A 21,429-nucleotide genomic window follows, 5' to 3' on the forward strand; every position below is an offset into this window, starting at 1 on the left:
TCTCAAGGCTCCCGGCCACCCCGATGTTCCCGCCGGGTCGCACGTCCGGGGCGCCGATGCTCCCGCCAGGCCATGGCCTCGGCCCCCGATGCTCCCGCCCGATCAGGGTCTCCAGGTCATCCGGTGTTCCGCCAGGTGGGCCAGTACCGCGTGGTTCGCCTCCCAGCCGTCCGGGAACTTCACGAGGGTTCCCAGCTGGACGGGTTCCGTCGACGGGTATGCGTCGAGCAGGTCGCCCACGCCGGCCCGGCAGACCACCACGCACGCGTGCCGGTGCCGGGAGGCGAGAACGCACAGGCGGCCCGTCTCCAGGTGGAAGGCGGTGGCGTCGGGGCGGCCGGAGAGCGGGTGGAGGATCACCGTGACGTCGAACTCCATGCCCTGGAGCCGGTTGGCCGTGTCCACGGTCACGTCCGGGACGCCCAGCTCCGCCAGCGCCGCCCGCACCGCCGCCGCCTGGTCGCGGTGCGCCGTCCCCACGGCGACCCGGTCGGCGGTCAGCGGGGTCGGGTCGGAGGAGAGCTCCGAGGTGGCCGCGCCGCCCCGGTCCAGCAGCCGCCGTACGACCGTCGCGACGGCCCGTACCGCCTCCGGGTCGGTCCGGGGCGTGTGCCGGGCGGGCAGCTCCAGCAGCCCCCAGCCCGACTCCGCCGCCTCGTCGATCACCCGGTCGGTGCCGGAGCCGTCCGGGGGCACGGCGAAGGACAGCCGCCGGTCGCCGTGCCCGGTGCCGCTGCGGAAGGGGGTGTACGGGTAGAACGCGTCGGAGACCAGGGGCGCGGCCGACGCCGGAAGCCGCCAGGACACCGGCAGCCGGTGCTGCGGCAGTTCGGGGTTGTGCGCGAGCAGGGTGCTCACCGCCGAGGCGGACGGGTCGTACGACAGGCCCGCCCACTGCTCGCCGCCCACGATGGAGAACGGGTCCAGCTGCCCCGGGTCGCCCACGAACAGCGCCCGCTCGAACAGCCCGGCCACCGCCAGCAGCCCGTCCGACCGCATCTGGTACGCCTCGTCCACGATCGCGTGCCGCCACGGCTCGTCGACCTTCACATGAGCCCACTTGGCGGCGGTGGAGATCACCACCGGCAGGCCCGCCAGGTCCGCCGCCTTCGCCGACTTCCTGACGTTCGGCAGCTCCTCCAGTGCCTTGTCGTACGGGTCGGCGTCGCTGCTGTGCAGTCGGCCCACCGGCAGCTCGGGGTTCTTCACGGCGAGCCGCACGACCAGATCGTCCACCTGCGCGTTGGTCTGCGCGACCACCATCAGGGACCGTCCGGCGTCGGCGAGTTCGAGCGCAGCGCGGACGACCAGCGTGGACTTGCCGGCACCGGGCGGCGAGTCGACGACCACCCCGCGCGCGGTGCCGTGCAGCGTGTCGCGCAGGATCGCGTCGGTGGCGCGGGTGGCGGCGGTACCGGGGTCGAAGACGGCCTCGGTGGTCACAGGACATCCTCCCGGGTGACGGAATCGGGGGCTTCGGGCACCTGCTCGCCCGGCGGCCCCCCGTGCGTCCACGGCGTGTCCTCCGGGTCGGGGAGCTTCGCGCCGCCGCGCTGCTCGTGCTCGAAGAGCGTGAAGCAGAGCCGGTCGCCCTTCTCGGGCACGGACCCCACCTCGGGCTCCTTGCCGCGGCCCATCTTGTCGACGATCCGGAGCACGAGAAGATCCTCCGCCGCCTGCTCCACGAACTCGGCCGCCTGGGGCTTTCCGCCCAGCGACCGGAACACCTTCGCCCGCTCCCCGAGATGCGGCCGGTCGTCCGTCCGTACGGTGACCAGCGGGCGCGGACTGGGCCGCTTGCTCTCGCCGTACGCCATGACGACGTCGACGACCTCGCCCGCGAACGCCTCCCCGGCCAGCCGCCGCCCCGCCATCACCAGCGGGTCGTCGAGCGCCTCCTGCGCCTCCAGCCGGGCCTGTTCGCGCTCCCGGGTGGCGAGCTTGTTGGCGGCGGTGACCGCGTCGTCCCGCCGCGGCTGCGGGGGCTCACCGGCGACGACCCGGTCACGGTGGCCGGTGAACGACCAGCGGTCGCGCGTCCACCGCTCCTCGACGTGCGCACCCTCCGGAAGCTCCCGCAGCAGGTCGATGCCCTCCCACACCTTCGTCCAGGTGGGCAGCGTCCGGCTCCTCACCAGCTCACGGATCTCCCGCTCGGCCGCGGTGAGCGCGCCCAGCCGGTCGTCGGCCTGGAGGCCGTCCTCGGCGGCGGCCAGCGCGGTACGTGCGCGGTCGTAGCGCTCGATGGCCGGGGCGAGCAGTTTGTTGTCGAACGCCGGGTCGGTCGCCGGACCGGCCGGCGGGCACCACAGCTGCCCGTCGGCGTCCCGCGCCAGTTCCGCCCGCAGCGCCGCCTGCGCGCCCGACTCGCCCTGCGGCGGGGCGATCCAGGCGAGCTGGGCGCCCAGGTGCTGGTCCTCCAGGCTGGACTGCCCGGTCGCCCAGTGCCGGCCCAGAAGCTCCGTCATCGCCGTCAGCAGCGAGGAGCCGGGCACCCGGGACCGCTCCCCGAAGTGGGTCAGCCACCGGCCGAGCAGCGGCACGCGCGGGGGCGCGGGATGCGGCGTCTCCGGGTCCTGTTCCGCCGTCCGCCTGAAGCGCATGGAGCGGCCCAGGAGGCGCACGAAGTCGACGCCCGCGCGGCTCGGGACGATCAGCTGGGGAGCGTCGGCGCACAGCTCGACCTCGACCTTGACGCGTTTGCCGGTCTCCGGGTCGGTCTCGTTGCGTTCGGCGGCCTCGACGGCCTCGGCGTAGGAGTCGAGGTAGGGCAGGACGACGTCGGCCAGTTCGGCGAGGAACGCGAACCGCAGGTCGCGGTCGCGCGGTTGCGGTACGACGAGCAGCCGCGGCGCGTCCCGGTCGGTGCCGACCAGCGCGCCCAGGGGAGCGCCGGCCTCACCGGCGGTGGTCAGCGGCACGAAGACCAGCGGCCGCTCGGAGAGGTGCCGGTGCCGGACGGTGGCGGTGGGCCGGGCGCGGCCGGTCGTGACGGCCTCGAGGCGGGCGAGCGTGGTGATCAGTGACACATCGCCCCCAGCGCCTCGGCACGCAGGCGCGCGGCCCGGCGCAGGGCCGCGACCGCCGGATCCTGAGGATCCCCGGTCTCGCCGCGCGCAGCCGCCAGGACGCCCTCGACGGTCGTCAGCCCGCCCAGTTCGGCCCGCACGGAACGGCCCAGGGAGGTGACGGCGCCCTCCGCGCGGGAGCGGTCGCGGCAGTGGAAGGCCAGCTCGCAGGCGGCCAGGCACTCGGGCGCGTACATGGCGGGAACCGCCTCGACGGCCGTGGTGAGCTGCTCGGCGGGCAGCTCGGGGGAGAAGCACGTGCCCTCGGGGAGGGCGTCGGCGATGTCCTGGATGCGGGTGAGGCGGGCCAGTTGGCGCCGGGTGACCGCACGTTGTTTGCGCACGTCCACGGCGGAGGCGGTGGGCAGGTTGGAGAAGTCCTTGGGGCAGACCAGGAGGACGCGGTGGCGCACGGGCGGGGCCGGGTCGAGACGGGCGGCGACCTCCTCGAGGGCCAGCACGTACACCGCGGCCTGCCGGGCGGCCGCGCCGACCTTCGCCGGGTCCGCCGAACCGTCCAGCATCGGGAAGGACTTGATCTCCACGACCGTCCAGCTGCCGTCCGGGTGCACCACGACCGCGTCCGGCTCCAGGAAGGCGGGGGAGCCGGCGACGTCGAGCGCGATCATCGGATGGTCCAGGAGCGTCCAGGTGCCGGACGCCCCGGTGGCCTCGCGCAGTGCCAGCGCGGTGCGCGCGGTGCGGCCCTCGGGGCCGATCGCGGACAGGTCCGGCACGGCCGCCCCGGCGGGCGGCGCCGCGCCGGGGTCCAGCCGTTCGTGCACGAGCCTCAGCAGTTCCGCGCCGCCGTCCGCCTTCACCTTCGCCTCGAACGCGTTGCCGCGCGTGAGAGCGAACTGGGACTGCCCGAAGGCCGAAGGCGAGCCCAGCGCGTCCGCCAGCGTCGCCTTGTCCACCCCGGCGCCGTCGAGGATCGCGCGCCGCTCACAGCCCGGGTTGGCGGCCAGCGCCGCGAGGGCCCGGGCGTCCAGCGCCTTGGCGGGTACGTCGGGCCCGCGCAGCTCAGCGAGCCGCTGCCGGAGCGCCGTCCCCGGCGTCCGAGGGGGAGGCACCCGGCTCGGCTCCGGGGCCGAACGATGACTCGCGCTGCCGTGGAATTCGCTCACCCGTCGAAGTCTGGCATCCACCACTGACAATCGAGGCCGATGTGCCCGCAGAGGCCGTCGCGACCAGCGGGACACGGGCCGCGAACCACACCCGGGCGCGGTCCGCGCCACGCAGCACCAACGGCGTCAGCAGCAGCCCGACGCCCATCACGGCCGCGCCCGCGACCGCGTCGAGGAAGTAGTGGTTGGCGGTGCCCATCACGACGAGCGTGGTCACCAGCGGGTAGACGACGCCCGCCGTCTTCGCCAGGCGCGTGCCGCCGTGGCGCCAGAGCATGACACCGCACCACAGGGCCCAGCCGACGTGCAGGCTGGGCATGGCCGCGTACTGGTTGGTCATGCCGCCCATGCCGCGCGGGGCGCTCGCCTCGCCGCCCCACCAGCCGTACGAGCTGTACTGGGCCATCGTGTCCACGAAGCCGTACCCCGCCGACAGCAGCCGGGGCGGGCAGGTGGGCAGCAGCGTGAAGCCGATGAGGCCCATGAACGTGGACGTCATCAGCCAGGTGCGGGCCGCCCGGTAGTGCCGGGCCCCCGACCGGAACAGCCAGACCAGGATCACGGGCGTCACCACGTAGTGCAGCGACGCGTACCAGAAGTCGGCCGGCACGCCTATCCACGCCTGGGTCCTGAACAGCCGGTTCAGCGGGTGCTCGGCGTTTATGTGCAGGAACTTCTCGATCCGCAGGATCGCCAGGCCGTGGTCCACGGCGGTGGTCACATCGCCCCGCGCGAGCAGCCGGCCCGCGGAGTAGCAGGCGTACACCAGCAGGATCAGAGGCAGCTCGGTCCACCAGCGCAACCCCGTCCGCGGGGCCGCCTCGGTGCCTGGTGTCTCGGTCTGCGGCATCCGATCGCCTCCCCCTTCGTGTCGCTGTGTCGTCGCTGCTGCGCCGGTGGCGCGGGACGGGCCACTTTACGGCGTATGTGCGCGCACCTCATGGGCGCCCCGGCTCTCAAAGACGCTGAGATCGCCCTCCGGGTTGCCCCTGTTCAGGGTGAGCGATGATGGAGGGGATCCGCCGCTGAATTCTTCCCTGATCCCTCCCAGGGTTTCCCCGGAAAGGTCTCCCATGGCACCGCGCATCCTGCTGGCCCGGCACGGACAGACGGAGTGGTCGCTGTCCGGCAAGCACACCGGCAGGACCGACGTGCCGCTGCTGGAGGAGGGCCGCAGGGGCGCCAAGCTGCTCGGCGAGCGGCTGCACCGGGTGCCGTTCGACGGCCTCACGGACGTGGAGACGCGCACCAGCCCGCTGGCACGCGCGCGTGAGACGTGCGAACTCGCCGGCTTCGGCGAGCGGGCCACCACCTGGGACACCCTCATGGAGTGGCACTACGGCGACTACGAGGGCATGACCCCCGCCGAGATCCAGGCCGGCCGGCCCGGCTGGCTCATCTGGCGCGACGGCGTCCCCGGGGGCGAGACCCTCGCCGAGGTGACCGCCCGCGCGGACGAGGCCGTCGCCTGGGCCCGCTCGGCCGACCGTGACGTCCTGGTCTTCGCCCACGGGCACATCCTCCGCTCCATCGGAGCACGCTGGCTGGGGCTGCCGCTGGAATTCGCGGCCCGGCTGCGGCTGAACCCGACCTCGCTGTCGGTCCTGGGCTGGGCCTACGGCGAACCGGCGATCGAGAGCTGGAACGACCTCGGGCACCTCGGGTAACCGCGGACGGTCCCGGGAAGCGGGTCTCACACCGTCCGCGGTGTCGACGCGTGCCGCTCCAGGAAGCTCGACACGCCACCCGCCCGCCGGTGCGGCAGCAGCACTCTGGCCGTGCCCGCCAGCATCGTCTGGATCCGCGAGGACTGGACCTGGTCCAGCAGATCCAGCACCCGCATCCCGGCCACCGCGGCCTCGTCGGGACGGCCCCCGCGCGCGAGGTCGTCCGCCAGCTCGGCCGTGTACAGCGCGATGTTCCGGCTGAAGTGCGGGTCCTGGAGGTCCGCCGCCCGCCCCGCGTGCCGGGCCGCGCGCGGCCAGTCGCCGAGCGTCGACCAGCACTGCGCCTCGAGCCCCTCCAGCTCGGCCTCGCCGTAGAAGCTCATCCACTCGGGGTCGTTTTCGCAGGGGCCCCGGTCGTAGAGGGCCTGCGCGCGGACGAGGGCCTGCGCGCAGCCGGTGCGGTCGGCGAGCCCCGCCCAGCCACCCGCCTCGCGCAGCGCCAGCAGCGACATCAGGCGGGGCGAGCCCAGGGGGCGGGCGACGCGCTGGGCGGCCTGGGCGGCGCGGACGGCCTCGCGGGGCCGGCCCGCGTCCCGCGCGAGGAACGCCGTGTTGCAGAAGGCGTGCGCCTCCAGTGCGTGGTCCCCGGTCATCCGGGCGGTCGCCAGGGCCTCCGCGTAGTGCGAACGGGCGTCGTCGAACCGGCCCGAGTCGTGGGCCAGCCACCCCACCGAGATGGCGAGCTCGCCGGCGCCCGAGTGGAGCCGGTCGGCGGTCGTCTGCCGGGTCGTCCCGGCGTCCAGCAGCGCGTAGGCGGCGCGCAGCGGAGCGGCCGCGCGCCGGTAGAGGCCGTCGGCCCCGTGCCGGTCGTCCAGCAGCCGGATTCTGCGGACCGCTTCTTCGAGGGCCCCGGCCTCGTTCGTTCCCGCGCGGCGCACGGGGCGCTTCACCGACGCGTCGTGGGCGAGCCCGAGGGGGCCCAGGGTGGCGGCGGCCATCGTGGCACCTCCGCCGGTCATGAATGCGCGACGCAGCACGTCGCTCTCCTCGTGGTCGTGGTGCGTGTCGTACGGGTCCTGCGTGTCATACGGCTCATGCGCCCCACCCGTCTCATTCGTGCCCCGCTCGTCACTGGTCGTGCGCTCCGGTCTCGTGGTGTGTACACAGGGCGCGTCCTCGGCTGCGCGCGCCCCTCGGCCGCGCACGGACGCCCGGGGCGCGAACCCCAGATCGGTGAGCGTGCTGCCGGGGAACAGGTGCAGGAACACCCGCTCGTACGCGTAGTTGGGGCAGCGGATCTCCCCCGCCTCGACGCGCCCGATGTAGCGCGCGTCGCAGCTCACCCGCTCGCCGATCTCGCGCCCGGCCCGCCGTACGAGCGCGGCGAACTCGGCCGGCGAGCGACGTCCGCGCAGGTGGCGGAAGGCGAGGTTGGGCCGTGCCGGCCGGTCGGGCCGAGGTGGGGTCACCGTTGACGACGCCATGGCCGGGTCCTCTCGTGCGAACCGTCGAACCATGCCGGAAAAGGGTGAGTTGTCCGTGTGGCACCCTTGTTCCCGGCGGGCAAGAACGTACCTGCTGTGGTCGGGCCGCCATGCGGTGTTTGGCTACAAAACGGATATCTCATCCGTGATCTGCCATGAACTGCCATCCTTTGCGGCGGACTTCCGCCGTAGCCCTTGACGTTCTGAGGCGTTGAACCTTGTGGACTACGGGCGGGCTGCGCGGTGGAGGCCGGATGGAGACCAGCCAGAGGAACAACGATCCTTCTATGTCGTCGGCGGTGGCGTGCGACCTGGTGACGGTGCCGACCCGTCACGGACTGGAGGCGGTCGACATCCTGCGGAGGGGGGCGGCGGGGGACGGGGTGGGGCCCGTCCTGCACGACGGCGGCGACGACACCCTCGGCTTCGTGGTGCCGGCCGGGACGGCGGCGGCATGGGACGTGCCGGGCAGTACCTGCACGGTGACCGACGGCCGCGGGCTGCGGCTCGCCCCCGAGCCGTCGGCCCAGGGTTCGGACTGGCTGGTACCCCCCGGCGAGTCGGACCTCGCGACGGATCCGGCGGTGCTGCGGCGGGCGTTGGGCGAGGCGGCGCGGCTGATCGAGGCGGCGGACAGCTGCCGGTGAGGACGCCTCCGGCGTGAGCGGCGGCGTGCGCCGGCCCGACCGCACGCGCGCGTGTCCGTGACCTGGGTGCGCGCGGTCCGGCCGCTTTCCGCCCGGCCGCGCGGGCGGCCCCCGCAGCCTGCGAAAATGCTGTCATGGCAAAGTCCAGGAACACCCGGCGCGAGCGGGACGCCGACGCCGTCGTCGAGACCGTCGACGGCGGGCTCGCCCAGCTCATACCCGACCGGGACCGGGCGCGGGCCTGGACGCTGCTCATCGACGGTGCCCCCCAGTCGCACGTCGACCTCGACGACGCCGCCCACCTCTCCTTCGAGTACCAGCGGCGCCTCGGTCATGTCATCGACCTCGTCGCCCCGCCCGGCAAGCCCCTGCACGTCGTGCACCTCGGCGGCGGCGCGTTCACCCTCGCCCGGTACGTCGCCGCCACCCGCGCCCGCTCCACCCAGCAGGTCGTCGAACGGGACGCGGCCCTCGTCCGACTGGTGCGCCGGGAACTGCCGTTGGATCCGGGGGCGCGCATCAGGGTCAGGTCCGTCGACGCGCGGGAAGGACTGGCCAAGGTGCCCGACGGGTGGGCGGATCTCGTCGTGGCCGACGTGTTCAGCGGTGCCCGGACCCCCGCCCACCTCACCTCGACCGAGTTCCTCGACGAGGTCCGCAGGGCGCTGAAGCCCGGCGGGGTCTACACCGCCAACCTCGCCGACGGCCCGCCGCTCGCCCACCTGCGCGGCCAGATCGCCACCGCCGCCGCGCGGTTCCCGGAACTCGCGCTGGTCGCCGACCCGACAGTGCTGCGCGGCAAACGGTTCGGCAACGCGGTGCTGGTCGCCTGCGATCTGCCGCTGCCGACCGCCGAACTGACCCGTCGGGCAGCCTCCGATCCGCACCCCGGCCGGGTCGAGCACGGCCGGGCGCTCACCGACTTCACCGGCGGCGCGGTACCGGTCGTGGACGCGTCGGCGGTGGCGTCACCGGCGCCGCCGCCATCGGTGTTCCGCTGACCCGCTGCCGTTGATCCTTTGTCCCCGTTGTCCCGTTGTCCCGTTCGCGGACCGCGGGCCGTCAGTACGTGCCCACCTCGACCCGGGGCGGCCCGTCGTGCCAGGTGCAGAAGACGGACACCCGGTCCGCGCCGGAGCCGAACTCCACCCGGATCCACGACTCCGTCTTCCACACCTGCATCGACCAGCCCGGGCCCGGGGTGGCCGAGACGAGTGTCGCGTACGTCTTGTCCAGGTCGAAGACGACCCGGCCGCCGTCGGTGTCGTAGCTCTTGACCTGGCCGGAAGCGGTGGGAGTGGGGGACGGGGAGGGGCTCGTCGCCGCCGTCCGCGAGGGGGCCGCCGGGGTCGTCGGGGTCCGGCTCGGGGTCGGGGACGGGCTTTTGGACGCGGACGGCCGGTCCGTCGGCGAGGCCTGCGGTCCCGACCCCTGCGTGGTCGCCTCGGCCGCGGTGAGCGGCAGAGCGCGCGGCGGGTCGTAGGCCGTGCCCGCCATCACCGTGTGCACACCCCACCACGACAGCGTGACCGCCGCGCCCGTGGCGAGCGACCAGGCCAGTACGTGTACGAGTCCTCTGCGCATCGCGGCCATCTTGCCCCACGCGCCTCACCCGTGTCGTGCGGATGGCACCCGGCCGCGCACCGCCGACTCACCGGTCGTCCACAGGGGCCGAGTTGTCCACAGGCCCGAATGACGCTCTCCCGCATGGCGTAGGTTGCGGCGCATGGCAAGTGTGCTCGTGGTCGAGGACGACCAGTTCGTACGCTCGGCGCTGATCCGGCAGCTGACCGACGCCTCGCACCTCGTGCGCAGCGTCGGTACGGCACTGGAGGCGCTGCGCGAGGTCGCCCATTTCCGCTTCGACGTGGTCATCCTCGACCTCGGCCTGCCCGATCTGGACGGCTCCGAGGCCCTGAAGATGCTGCGCGGCATCACGGACGTGCCGGTCATCATCGCCACCGCGCGCGACGACGAGGCGGAGATCGTCCGCCTCCTGAACGCGGGCGCGGACGACTATCTGACCAAGCCGTTCTCGGTGGAGCACCTGTCGGCCCGGATGGCCGCCGTACTGCGGCGGGCCCGGTCCGGCGCCGCGGAGCCCCCGCCCTCCAGCGTCATCAGCGTCGGCGGTCTGACCGTCGACCCGCTGCGCCGCCAGGCCGAGCTGGACGGCGTACGGCTCGACCTCACCCGCCGCGAGTTCGACCTGCTGGCCTTTCTCGCGGGCCGGCCGGGGGTCGTGGTCCCGCGCCGGGAACTGTTGGCCGAGGTGTGGCAGCAGTCCTACGGCGACGACCAGACCATCGACGTCCATCTGTCCTGGCTGCGCCGCAAACTGGGCGAGACGGCGGCCCGGCCGCGCTATCTGCACACCCTGCGGGGCGTCGGCGTGAAGCTGGAGCCGCCCGTCCCCGACTCCGGGGGAACGGGGCCGCTGCGATGAGATGGGCACTGGTCAAGGTCTGCCTGGCGGTCACCACGATGGTCGTGGTCGCCTTCGCGGTGCCGCTCGGCCTCGTCATCAAGGAGATGGCCCGCGACCGCGCCTTCTCCAACGCCGAGCGGGAGGCCGCGGTCGTCGTCCCGGCACTGTCCATCACGACCGACCGCGACCAGTTGGAGCGGGTCGTCGCCTCGGCGGGCTCCGACGACGGAATGGCCGTGCACCTGCCGGCGAGCGACGGCCGGGCCGCCGTCGACCTCGGCCGGCAGCGCGCCGCGGACACGGACATCGCGGCCGTGCGGAAACTGGGCCGCGCCTCCACCACCGAGGTCCCCGGCGGCTCCGCGCTGCTCCAGCCGGTCGCGCTGAGCCTGGGGACCGTGGTGATCGAGGTGTACGTCCCGGAGTCCGAGGTGAGCAACGGCGTCGGTACGGCCTGGGCGGTGCTCGCGGCGGTCGGGGCCGCACTGGTCGTCGGCTCGGTCGCCGTCGCCGACCGGCTGGGCGTACGGATGGTGCAGCCGGCGAGACGGCTGGTCGAGGGGGCGCACGAACTGGGGGAGGGGCAACTCGGGGCGAGAGTGCCCGAGGAGGGGCCGAACGAACTGCGCCTCGCGGCGGTCGCGTTCAACTCGATGGCCGATCAGGTGGTGCAACTGCTGGCGAACGAAAGGGAGTTGGCGGCGGATCTGTCCCACCGGCTGCGCACCCCGCTGACCGTGCTGCGTCTCAACGCGGCCTCCCTGGGAGACACTCCGGCCGCCGAGCAGACGAGGACCGCCGTCGCCCAGCTGGAGCGCGAGGTGGACACGATCATCCGGACGGCGCGGGAGGCGAAGCCCCGGACGGCGGCCGTCGGCCCGGGCGCGGGCTGCGACGCGGCGGAGGTGGTCCGGGAGCGGATGGCGTTCTGGTCGGCGCTCGCGGAGGACGAGGGCCGCAAGGTGCGCACGGCGGGTGTGGACCGCCCGGTCCGCATACCCGTGGCCCGCACCGACCTCGCCGCCGCTCTGGACGCCCTGCTCGGCAACGTCTTCCGGCACACCCCGGAGGGCACGGCCTTCGCGGTCGACGTCCACAACGGCGAGGACGCGGTGATCGTCCTGGTCTCGGACGCCGGCCCGGGCATCCTCGACCCCGAGGCGGCGATGGCCCGCGGTCGCGGCTCGGGCGCCGCGGGCTCGACCGGTCTCGGCCTGGACATCGTCCGCCGGCTCGCCGAGTCGACGGGCGGCGACGTCCGCATCGGCTCCTCGGTACTGGGTGGGACCGAGATACGGGTCTGGATCCAGCTCAACGGCCGCGACCCGGTGCGCAGAGGCCACCGGGGAGCCGTGCGCAGACGGAGAGGGGCGGTCGCCGGCCGCTCCTGAGGGCCGAATTGGTCTCGACCTTTAACCGCCCCCGATGTGTTCCTTAAGCGCTCCCTAAGAACCCCGAACGCCGTCCCTATCAGGCGCTTTGCCCGGTTCGGGATCGCTAGCGTGCTGCCGCACCCACCCCCGGGATCCCCCGTGAGCAGTGAAGGCAGGCATGTGATGGGCACAAGCACGCATCGGCGCAGGGTCAGTGGCAGGAACAAGATGATCGGCGGCGCGGTCGCCGCGGCCGTGGTGGGCGGCGGGGCCGTGCTGCTCGGTGGTACCGCCCAGGCCGCCGGGGTCGGGGCGGCCTACACCCGGACCAGCGACTGGTCGACGGGGTACACCGCGCAGTACGTCGTGACGAACGACAGTGGTGGGACGAAGGCGGCCTGGAAGCTCGAGTTCGATCTGCCGGCCGGGGCGAAGCTGAGCTCCCTGTGGAACGGGGAGTCCACCGTCAGCGGCCAGCACGTCACCGTCTCGCCGCCCAAGTGGGACACCGACGGGCTCGCCGTCGGGGAGTCGGTCACCGTCGGTTTCGTCGTCGACGGCCAAGCGGATCCCGCCGGGTGTCTCGTCGACGGCGCCAGGTGTTCCGCCGACGGCGGCGCCACACCCGAGCCGAGTGGACGGCCGACCCGGACCGCGAGCCCCACGGCGGCCCCGAGCCCGACCGTCAGCTCCTCCACCCCCTCCGCCCCCTCGACTCCTGCCCCGAGCACCAGCGCGAGCACCGGCACGGGCACCACCGGCTCCGCCGGGTTCGCCCCCTACGTCGACACCTCGCTCTACCCCGCCTTCGACCTCCTCGCGAGCGTGAACGCGACCGGGGTGAAGGACTACAACCTCGCGTTCGTCACCGACGGCGGCGGCTGCACGCCCAAGTGGGGTGGCGTGAGCGACCTCGCGAGCGACGGGGTGGCCGCGCAGATCGGGGCCCTGCGGGCCAAGGGCGGCGACGTCCGCGTCTCCTTCGGCGGCGCCTCCGGCTCCGAGCTGGCGACCACCTGCTCCTCGGCGGACGCGCTGGCGACGGCGTACGGCAAGGTGGTGGACGCGTATCGGCTCACCAAGGTCGACTTCGACATCGAGGGCGGCGCGCTGCCCGACACCGCGGCCCACACCCGCCGCGCCCAGGCGATCGCCAAGCTCCAGCAGCAGCATCCGGACCTGGACGTCTCGTTCACCCTTCCCGTCATGCCCGAGGGGCTGACCCAGGACGGTGTGAATCTGTTGGCGAACGCGAAGTCCGGCAACGTGAAGATCAACACCGTCAACATCATGGCGATGGACTACGGGCCGGCGTACAGCGGCGACATGGGGACGTACGCCGAGCAGGCCGCCACCGCCACCCAGGCGCAGGTCAAGAGCGTCCTCGGACTCAGCGACAGCGCGGCCTGGAAGACGGTCGCGGTCACCCCGATGCTCGGTGTGAATGACGTCACGTCCGAGATATTCAAGGTCGAGGACGCGAGCCAGCTCGTCGCCTTCGCCAAGGCCAAGGGACTCGGGTGGCTGTCGATGTGGTCGGCCACCCGGGACAAGCAGTGCCCGGGCGGGGCCAAGAACTTCGCGGACGCGACCTGCAGTTCGATCGTCCAGGCCGACTCCGCGTTCTCGAAGGCGTTCGCCGCCTACAAGTGAGCGGTAAGTGATCAAGCGGGCAGGAAGGGAAAACGATCATTAAGTGATCAAGGTGTGTCGATTACGTTTCGACAAATGAAGCCGACGGCTCTTGACGCATGACCGGACATACGGCTGTTATTGCGCCACCCAGTGTTCGGTCAAGTTGATTTCTGGTCGATTGCGATCATCTTTCAGCCACACCTCGTGGCCGAACCCCGCGTCAGGAGCCGTTCATGCACCTCTCTCCCTCGGGCCGCCCCGCCCTCCCCTCCCCGAGCCGTCGCACCCTTCTGCGCGGCATGGGCGGCGCGGCCGTGCTCGGCGCCGGCATACCCCTGCTGTCCGCGTGCGGCGGCAGCGGCACCGCGGCCGACCCGAAGACCGTCACCCTCGGCTCCAACGCGTCCGACGCGGTGCCGAAGAAGGCCTTCGCCGAGATCTACGCGGCTTTCAAGAAGCAGTCCGGGATCACGGTCGACGTGAACACCAAGGACCACAACACGTTCCAGGAGCAGATCAACTCCTACCTCCAGGGCACCCCGGACGACGTGTTCAACTGGTTCGCCGGCTACCGCATGCAGTTCTTCGCGGCCAAGAAGCTCGCCACCCCGATCGACGACGTGTGGCAGACGATCGGCGGCAACTTCCCCGACGCGATGAAGGCGCTCAGCAAGGGCGAGGACGGCAAGTACTACTTCGTGCCGCTGTACACGTACCCCTGGGCCCTCTTCTACCGCAAGAGCGTCTTCCAGCAGCACGGCTACACCGTCCCGACCACCTGGGACCAGCTGGTCGCCCTGTGCAAGCAGATGAAGAAGGACGGCCTCGTCCCGATCGCCTTCGGCGACAAGGACGCCTGGCCCGCGCTCGGCACCTTCGACCAGATCAACTTCCGCACCAACGGCTACGACTTCCACGTCGAGCTGATGGCGGGCAAGGCCTCCTGGACCGACGCCAAGGTCCGCAAGACCTTCGACCACTGGGCCGAGATCCTCCCCTACCACCAGGACGGCGCGGTCGGCCGGACCTGGCAGGACGCCGCCCAGACCCTGGTCTCCAAGAAGGCCGGCATGTACCTGCTGGGCACCTTCGTGGCGCAGCAGTTCACCAACCAGGCCGACGCCGACGACCTCGACTTCTTCGCCTTCCCGGAGATCGACCCGGCCTACGGCCAGGACACCGTCGAGGCGCCCACCGACGGCTTCATGCTCTCCAAGGCCCCGAAGAGCAAGGCGTCCGCCGTCAAGCTGCTGGAGTACCTGGGCACCCCGGAGGCCGAGGCGATCTACCTCAAGGCCGACCCGAGCGTCGTCGCGGCCTCGTCCAAGGCCGACACCTCCTCGTACACCGCGCTGCAGAAGAAGGCGTACGCGATGATCAGCGGCGCCAAGCACCTCACGCAGTTCATGGACCGTGACAGCCGGCCGGACTTCACCTCGACGGTGATGCAGCCCGCGCTGCAGAAGTTCGTCCGCGATCCCAAGGGCATCGACAGTCTGCTGTCCTCGATCGAGCGCCAGAAGAAGACGATCTTCGCGTCCGGCTGACACCCTCCTGCTGAAAGCGGATGAGCACCGACACCATGACCGTGGACACCACGAAGTCCCCGGAGGCGGCCGCCGTGCCGCCTCCGGGCACCGCATCCCCCAAGAGGCGGGTCCCGCGGGGCCACCGGCGCCTGCTGACCCGCCGTGACCGGCTCACCCTCGGTCTGATGGCCGGCGTGCCGACGATCCTGCACGTGGCCCTCGTCTGGGTCACCGCGCTGGCCTCGGTCGCCCTGGCCTTCACCACCTGGGACGGCATCGGCTTCGACTCGATCAAGTGGGTGGGGCTGGACAACTTCCGCGAGCTGTTCACCAACAACCCGCAGTTCTGGCCCGCCGTCCAGCACAACGTCATCTGGTTCGTCGTGCTGATCCTGATCCCCACGCCGTTCGGACTGTTCCTGGCGGTCCAGCTCGACAAGAAGATCCGCTTCAGCCGCGTCTACCAGACCGCGTTCTTCCTGCCCGTCGTGGTCTCCCTGGCCGTCACCGGCTTCGTCTGGCAGCTGGTCTACAACCCCGACACCGGCCTGATCAACAGCATCATCGGCGCCAACAGACCCGGCCACTACATCGACTGGATCGGCGACCCCCACCTCAACCTGTGGGCCGTCCTGATCGCCGCCTGCTGGCGCCACACCGGCTACATGATGATTCTCTACCTGGCCGGCCTCAAGGGCGTCGACCCCTCCCTGCGCGAGGCATCCGCCCTGGACGGCGCCAACGAGTGGCAGACGTTCAAGAACGTCATCTTCCCCACGCTGCGCCCCACCAACACCGTCGTGCTGGTGGTGACGATCATCGAAGCACTGCGCGCCTTCGACCTCGTCTTCGTCTTCAACAAGGGCGCCCAGGGCACCGAACTGCTGTCCATCCTGGTCACCAACAACATCATCGGCGAGTCCAGCCGCATCGGATACGGCTCCGCGATCGCCGTCGTCCTGCTGGTCATCTCCCTCGCCGTGATCATCCCCTACCTGATCGCGACCTTCCGCAAGGAGCGCCGCGCATGAGCACCCCCACCCTCGCGGCCCCGCCGAAGCAGCGCACCCCCCTGCGCCCCGCCCGGATCCTGCTGCACGTCTTCCTCGCCGGCACCTCCCTGGCCTGGCTGGCGCCCCTGCTGTGGGCCCTCTTCGCAGCCCTGCGCCCCTACGCCGAAACCAGCGACAAGGGCTACGTCTCCTGGCCCGACAAACTGAGCCCGGACAACTTCACCAACGCCTTCCAGCAGTCGGACATGCTGCACTACTTCGGCAACACCCTGCTCATCGCCGTCCCGGCCGTCCTGGTGACCCTGTTCCTGTCCTCCTGCGTGGCCTTCTACGTCAGCCGCTTCGACTTCCGCGTCAACCTCTTCCTGCTGCTCGTCTTCACCGCCGGCAACCTGCTCCCCCAGCAGGTCATCATCACCCCCCTCTACCGCCTCTACCTCCTCGTCGACCTGCCCGGCATCACCATGAGCGGCAAGCTCTACGACTCCGCACTGGGCCTGGTCCTCATCCACGTGGCGTTCCAGTCCGGGTTCTGCGCCTTCGTGCTGAGCAACTACATGCGCTCCCTGCCCCACGAACTGACCGAGGCCGCCCTCGTCGACGGCGCCTCCGTCTGGCGCCTGTACTGGCAGATCGTGCTGCCCCTGTGCAAACCCGCGATGGCGGCCCTGGCCACCCTGCTCTCGATCTGGATCTACAACGACTTCTTCTGGGCCATCGTGCTGATCTCCACCGGCGAGAACATGCCCATCACCTCCGCGCTGAACAACCTCTCCGGCCAGTACTTCACCGACCCCAACCTCGTCGCCGCCGGCGCCCTGCTCACCGCGATCCCCACCCTGATCGTCTACTTCACCCTCCAGCGCCAGTTCGTCAGCGGCCTCACCCTCGGCGCCAACAAGGGCTGAGCCCTTCATCCCGTTGTGAAAGAGAACTCCGTGCAACACCCCTTCACCCTCGTCGCCGCCGTCCCCGTGGACCCGCGTCGTGCCCGCGTCCACGAGGAGGGCCGGCAGTCCTGGAGCCCCAGCGGGGCCTACGCCCTCGGCGCCGCTCCGTATCGTCCGACCGACGACAACCGGGCGACTGTCTGCTACCGCCCGGGCGTCACCGTTCCGGCGGGAGCCTTCCAGGGGGAGGGGTTGCCGGCCCTCGATCCCGGGGACGGCTCACCGGTGCGCCTGTGGGCGGCCCCGGAGCCGGTGCGGGAGGTGCCGTCCATCCGCCTCACCAGGGCCGGGTCCGTGGCGGAGATCAGCGCCGACGGGCCGGTGAAGGAATACGCGGAGCGGACCAGCCGGTCGGGGTGCCGGGCGGCCAGTTCACTGCTCGGGTCGACCAGGAAGGGCGCCGTCCAGATGCCCGCCGGGCGGCCCCGGGCGCGGATGGCCGACACCACACGCCGCCTGCTGTCGGGAGGCGGACGATGACGCGTCGCGTTCTGGACGTCCCCGGCATCGCCTACGGCGGCGACTACAACCCCGAGCAGTGGCCGCAGGAGGTCTGGGCCGAGGACATGCGGCTCATGACCGAGGCCGGGGTGAACATGGTCAGCGTCAACATCTTCTCGTGGGCGCTGCTGGAACCCGCCGAGGGCGAGTACGACTTCTCGCGCCTCGACCGCGTCCTCGACATGCTCTACGCGCACGGCATCGCCGCCGACCTGGCCACCCCGACGGCCGCGCCACCGGCGTGGTTCTTCAGGGCCCACCCCGAGGCGCTGCCCGTGGACCGGGACGGCCGCGGACTGTCGTACGGCAGCCGCCAGACGTTCTGCCCGAGCAGCCCCGCCTATCGGGAGGCCGCACTGCGGGTCGCCCGTGCGCTGGGGGAGCGGTACGCGGCCCACCCGGCGGTGGTCATGTGGCACGTCCACAACGAGTACGGCTGTCACAACGCGGAGTGCTTCTGCGACACGAGCGCGGCGGCCTTCCGGAGCTGGCTGCGGAACAGGTACGGCGACGACCTGGCCGCGCTGAACCACGCCTGGGGCACGGCTTTCTGGAGCCAGTGGTACTACGACTGGGACGAGATCCTGCCCCCGAGGGCGACCGGCGCGGTCCCGAACCCGGCCCACCGGCTGGACTGGCGCCGCTTCTCCAGCGACGAACTGCTGTCCCTGTGCAAGGCGGAGCGGGAGGTGCTGGAGCAGGCCGCCCCGTCGGTGCCCGCGACCACCAACTTCATGGTGATGCACAACTTCGACGCGCTGGACTACTGGCGCTGGGCACCGGAGCTGGACGTCGTCTCCAACGATCACTACCTCCGCTCCACGGACCCCGAGTCGGAGATCGACATCGCGCTGAGCGGCGATCTGGTGCGTTCACTCGCGGGCGGCCGCCCATGGCTGCTGATGGAGCACTCGACGGGCGCCGTGAACTGGCAGCAGGTCAACCGGGCGAAGACCGCCGGGGAGCTGCGGCGCAACGCCCTGGCGCACGTGGCCCGCGGCGCCGACGGCATCGCCTACTTCCAGTGGCGGGCGGCGAAGGCCGGCGCCGAACAGTGGCACTCGGCGATGCTGCCGCACGCGGGCACGGACAGCGTCATCTGGCGGGACGTCGTCCGACTCGGTTCGGACCTGCGGTCGTTGGCGGAGGTGCGCGGCAGCACGGGCACGGCCGAGACGGCGATCGTGTGGGACTGGGACGCGAAGTGGGCGGTGGAACTTCCTTCGCAGCCCAGCGAGTCGGTCCGGTACCTGGAGTTGATCCGCTCCTGGTACGAGCCGCTGTGGCGGGCGGGCGTCGCGGTGGACTTCGTCCGCCCGGACGCGGACCTGTCGGCGTACCGCCTGGTCCTGGCGCCGAGCCTCTATCTGGTGGACGACGCGGGCGCGGCGAACCTGGCCGCCTTCGCGGAGCGGGGAGGCACCCTGGCGGTCGGTTTCCACAGCGGGGCGGTGGACGAGAACTGCCATGTGCGGCTGGGGGGTTACCCGGGCGCCTTCCGTGAGGTGCTCGGCGTCCGCTCGGACGAGCTGTTCCCCTTGCTGCCGGGGGAGAGGGCCGGCCTGGACACCGGCGGCACCGGTTCGCTCTGGTCGGAGCGGGTACGGCTCGCCGGAGCCCGGGCGGTGTCCTCGTACACGGACGGCCCGCTGAAGGGCGTCCCGGCGGTCACCCGCCACGACTACGGCACCGGCACCGCCTGGTACCTGGCCACGCTCCCGGACCCGGACACGCTGGCGGCCCTGCTGGCGCGCGTTCGCGAGGAGGCGGGGGTGCGACCGGTGCTGGAGGGCGTGCCGTCGGGCGTGGAGGCGGTCCGCCGCCGCGGCCCCGCGGCCGACTTCGTCTTCCTCGTCGACCACACCGGGCAGGGCGCCGAGGTGGCCGTGTCCGCCGAGGCGGTGGAACTCCTCACCGGCACCCCGCTGCCGGGCGGCTCGGTCTCCGTTCCCCCGGGCGGAGTCGCGGTCGTACGGGAACCACGCGGGGCGTAACGCCAGGTGCCCGTGAGCATCGCGAGCCGACGCCAAGCCGCATCGCAAGCCCGCATCGCAAGCCCGCGCCGCAAGCCCGCGCCGCAAGCCGCACCCCAAGCCGCGCCGCCCCGGTGCGGTCCGGTCCGGAACGTCCGGCCCCTCGCCCCGGGCTCCGGGACGTCCGGCCCCTCGCCCCGGGCTCCGGGACGTCCGGCCTCTCGTCCCGGGCTCCGGGACGTCCGGCCTCTCGCCCCGGGCCTGCGGAACACGCCGCCCCGGCCCGGTCCGGGACGTCCGGCCTCTCGTCCCGGGCTCCGGGACGTCCGGCCCCTCGCCCCGGGCTCCGGGACGTCCGGCCTCTCGCCCCGGGCCTGCGGAACACGCCGCCCCGGCCCGGTCCGGAACGTCCGGCCTCTCGTCCCGGGCTCCGGGACGTCCGGCCTCTCGCCCCGGGCCTGCGGAACACGCCGCCCCGGCCCGGTCCGGGACGTCCGGCCTCTCGTCCCGGGCCTGCGGAACAGCGGGGCGCGGCACGCCCCCACGACGTGCCGCGCCCCTTTCCCCGCTCCCCGGGTCAGGTGGTCTCGGTCGGCGCCAGGGTTCCCGTGCGGGCCGCCTGGCTGTACCACAGCGCGCTCGACTTCGGCGTGCGGGTCAGCGTCGCGTAGTCCACGTACACCGCGCCGAACCGCTTCTCGTAGCCGTACGCCCACTCGAAGTTGTCGAGGAGGGACCAGAGGTAGTAGCCCCGTACGTCCGCGCCGTCCGCGATCGCCCGCCGGACCGCCGAGAGGTGGCCGTGCAGATAGGCGACGCGCTCGGGGTCGTGTACACGGCCGTCCGAGTCGGGCTTGTCGTCGTAGGCCGCGCCGTTCTCCGTGATGTACAGGGGCAGGCCCGGCGCCTCGCTCGTGTAGCGCATGATCAGCTCGTGCAGGCCCGTCGGGTCGATGGACCAGCCCATCTCCGTACGGTCGCCGGGCGTCAGGTGGAAGGCGACGTCGTCCGCGCCCGGCCACGGTGAGTGGTCGCTCGCGCCGTGACCGTCCGAGCGGGGGCCCCGCACCGACGCGTCCGCCGCCGAGACCAGCGTGGGCGTGTAGTAGTTCAGGCCCAGCGCGTCCAGCGGCTGGTGGATGGCGCGCAGGTCGCCGTCGAGGACGTACGACCAGTCCGTCAGCGACGAGGTCGCCGCCAGCAGCGTCTCCGGGTAGGCGCCCCGCAGGATCGGGCCGTGGAAGACGCCGTTCGCCAGGTCGTCGATCTTCTGCACCGCGGCCAGGTCCGCCGGGTCGCCCGGGGAGAGCGGGCGCACCACCGAGGAGTTGAGGCTGAGCGCCACCGAGTTGCGGGCCGGCATGGCCGCGCGCAGCGCCGACGTGCCCAGTCCGTGCGCCAGGTTCAGGTGGTGCGCCGCCTTCAGCGATGCCGCCGGCTCCGTGCGGCCCGGCGCGTGCACACCGGACGCGTAGCCCAGGAACGCGCTGCACCACGGCTCGTTGAGCGTGATCCAGTTCTCCACCCGGTCGCCGAGCGCCTCGCCGACGATCTGCGCGTACTCCGCGAACCGGTACGCGGTGTCCCGCTCCGGCCAGCCGCCCGCGTCCTCCAGTTCCTGGGGGAGGTCCCAGTGGTAGAGGGTGATGGCCGGCTTGATGCCCTTCGCCAGCAACTCGTCCACCAGACGGCGGTAGAAGTCCAGGCCCACCTGCACCGCGGGGCCGCGGCCGGTCGGCTGGACCCGGGACCAGGAGATCGAGAAACGGTAAGCGGACAGGCCCAGCTCCGCCATCAGCGCCACGTCGTCGCGATAGCGGTGGTAGTGGTCGACAGCGATGTCACCGGTTTCGCCACCGGCCGTCTTGCCCGGCGTATGGCTGAAGGTGTCCCAGATCGAGGGGGTGCGGCCGCCCTCCCGCACCGCCCCCTCGATCTGGTACGCGGATGTCGCGGCGCCCCAGAGGAAGGCGGGCGGAAAGGTCACCGGAGTAACGGGCTCAGGCATGGAAGCGCTCCCATGAGTGGTCGGCG

Annotated in this window: 17 protein-coding genes and 1 pseudogene; 11 read left to right on the top strand and 7 right to left on the bottom strand. The window is 72.3% G+C overall.

Annotation, left to right across the window (positions count from 1 at the left end; translation table 11 throughout):
• Positions 1–102 precede the first annotated feature (102 nt).
• Genes ACIPFH_RS00945 through ACIPFH_RS00960 form a run of 4 tightly spaced genes read right to left on the bottom strand, consistent with a single transcriptional unit; the run spans position 103 to position 5,045 of the window.
• On the bottom strand, positions 103–1,443 hold the full coding sequence (locus ACIPFH_RS00945; RefSeq protein WP_401821793.1) for an AAA family ATPase: 1,341 nt from the start codon (positions 1,441–1,443) through the stop codon (positions 103–105).
• Positions 1,440–3,029 carry a hypothetical protein gene (locus ACIPFH_RS00950; RefSeq protein WP_401821796.1) on the bottom strand — a complete coding sequence of 530 codons (1,590 nt, stop codon included), beginning with the start codon at positions 3,027–3,029 and terminating at the stop codon, positions 1,440–1,442. The genes ACIPFH_RS00945 and ACIPFH_RS00950 overlap by 4 nt, the downstream gene beginning before the upstream one ends.
• Positions 3,020–4,141: a hypothetical protein gene (locus ACIPFH_RS00955; protein ID WP_401821798.1), complete on the bottom strand. Its 1,122-nt coding sequence runs from the start codon at positions 4,139–4,141 to the stop codon at positions 3,020–3,022. The genes ACIPFH_RS00950 and ACIPFH_RS00955 overlap by 10 nt, the downstream gene beginning before the upstream one ends.
• Positions 4,092–5,045 (bottom strand): phosphatase PAP2 family protein, encoded by a 954-nt coding sequence (locus tag ACIPFH_RS00960; protein WP_356246782.1) that lies wholly within the window; start codon positions 5,043–5,045, stop codon positions 4,092–4,094. Before ACIPFH_RS00960 ends, ACIPFH_RS00955 begins: the two co-directional genes overlap by 50 nt.
• A 223-nt stretch (positions 5,046–5,268) precedes the next feature.
• On the opposite strand from ACIPFH_RS00960, the gene ACIPFH_RS00965 reads away from it, so the two are divergent.
• Positions 5,269–5,862: a histidine phosphatase family protein gene (locus ACIPFH_RS00965; protein WP_401821801.1), complete on the top strand. Its 594-nt coding sequence runs from the start codon at positions 5,269–5,271 to the stop codon at positions 5,860–5,862.
• Between the two features lie 26 nt (positions 5,863–5,888).
• Here the strand turns inward: ACIPFH_RS00965 and ACIPFH_RS00970 are convergent, their stop codons facing one another.
• A complete protein-coding gene (locus ACIPFH_RS00970; protein ID WP_401821804.1) occupies positions 5,889–7,346 on the bottom strand; it encodes a tetratricopeptide repeat protein in 1,458 nt (485 codons plus the stop codon).
• 254 nt (positions 7,347–7,600) lie between these two features.
• On the opposite strand from ACIPFH_RS00970, the gene ACIPFH_RS00975 reads away from it, so the two are divergent.
• Together ACIPFH_RS00975 and ACIPFH_RS00980 are read left to right on the top strand one after the other, a co-directional pair.
• Positions 7,601–7,993: a hypothetical protein gene (locus tag ACIPFH_RS00975; RefSeq protein WP_401821807.1), complete on the top strand. Its 393-nt coding sequence runs from the start codon at positions 7,601–7,603 to the stop codon at positions 7,991–7,993.
• A gap of 134 nt (positions 7,994–8,127) precedes the next feature.
• Complete coding sequence (locus ACIPFH_RS00980) at positions 8,128–8,994, top strand: spermidine synthase (RefSeq protein ID WP_401821809.1); 867 nt, start codon at positions 8,128–8,130, stop codon at positions 8,992–8,994.
• A 61-nt stretch (positions 8,995–9,055) separates the two neighbouring features.
• Here the strand turns inward: ACIPFH_RS00980 and ACIPFH_RS00985 are convergent, their stop codons facing one another.
• Positions 9,056–9,577 (bottom strand): hypothetical protein, encoded by a 522-nt coding sequence (locus ACIPFH_RS00985; protein ID WP_401821811.1) that lies wholly within the window; start codon positions 9,575–9,577, stop codon positions 9,056–9,058.
• 142 nt (positions 9,578–9,719) lie between these two features.
• Between ACIPFH_RS00985 and ACIPFH_RS00990 the strand changes: the two genes are divergently transcribed.
• From ACIPFH_RS00990 to ACIPFH_RS01025, 8 genes and pseudogenes are all read left to right on the top strand, one after another.
• Entirely contained in the window at positions 9,720–10,439 is a 720-nt protein-coding gene (locus ACIPFH_RS00990; protein ID WP_401821814.1) for a response regulator transcription factor, read from the top strand.
• Positions 10,436–11,812 carry an ATP-binding protein gene (locus ACIPFH_RS00995; protein ID WP_401821816.1) on the top strand — a complete coding sequence of 459 codons (1,377 nt, stop codon included), beginning with the start codon at positions 10,436–10,438 and terminating at the stop codon, positions 11,810–11,812. The genes ACIPFH_RS00990 and ACIPFH_RS00995 overlap by 4 nt, the downstream gene beginning before the upstream one ends.
• A 165-nt stretch (positions 11,813–11,977) precedes the next feature.
• Positions 11,978–13,447, top strand: a complete 1,470-nt coding sequence (locus tag ACIPFH_RS01000; RefSeq protein ID WP_401821819.1) for a cellulose binding domain-containing protein — start codon at positions 11,978–11,980, stop codon at positions 13,445–13,447.
• Between the two features lie 215 nt (positions 13,448–13,662).
• Positions 13,663–14,976, top strand: coding sequence for an ABC transporter substrate-binding protein (locus ACIPFH_RS01005; protein ID WP_401821821.1), 1,314 nt, complete (start codon positions 13,663–13,665; stop codon positions 14,974–14,976).
• A gap of 35 nt (positions 14,977–15,011) precedes the next feature.
• A complete protein-coding gene (locus ACIPFH_RS01010) occupies positions 15,012–15,989 on the top strand; it encodes a carbohydrate ABC transporter permease (protein WP_401823686.1) in 978 nt (325 codons plus the stop codon).
• Positions 15,986–16,879 (top strand): carbohydrate ABC transporter permease, encoded by an 894-nt coding sequence (locus ACIPFH_RS01015; RefSeq protein WP_401821822.1) that lies wholly within the window; start codon positions 15,986–15,988, stop codon positions 16,877–16,879. Before ACIPFH_RS01010 ends, ACIPFH_RS01015 begins: the two co-directional genes overlap by 4 nt.
• A gap of 30 nt (positions 16,880–16,909) precedes the next feature.
• A pseudogene (locus ACIPFH_RS01020) lies at positions 16,910–17,254 on the top strand (alpha-galactosidase); the annotation flags it as partial.
• A 143-nt stretch (positions 17,255–17,397) separates the two neighbouring features.
• Positions 17,398–19,416, top strand: coding sequence for a beta-galactosidase (locus ACIPFH_RS01025; protein ID WP_401821824.1), 2,019 nt, complete (start codon positions 17,398–17,400; stop codon positions 19,414–19,416).
• Between the two features lie 556 nt (positions 19,417–19,972).
• On the opposite strand, the gene ACIPFH_RS01030 is transcribed toward ACIPFH_RS01025, so the two are convergent.
• Complete coding sequence (locus ACIPFH_RS01030; protein WP_401821827.1) at positions 19,973–21,403, bottom strand: GH1 family beta-glucosidase; 1,431 nt, start codon at positions 21,401–21,403, stop codon at positions 19,973–19,975.
• Between the last annotated feature and the right edge of the window lie 26 nt (positions 21,404–21,429).

This window comes from Streptomyces sp. NPDC088157, from assembly GCF_044741545.1.
Classification (GTDB): domain Bacteria; phylum Actinomycetota; class Actinomycetes; order Streptomycetales; family Streptomycetaceae; genus Streptomyces.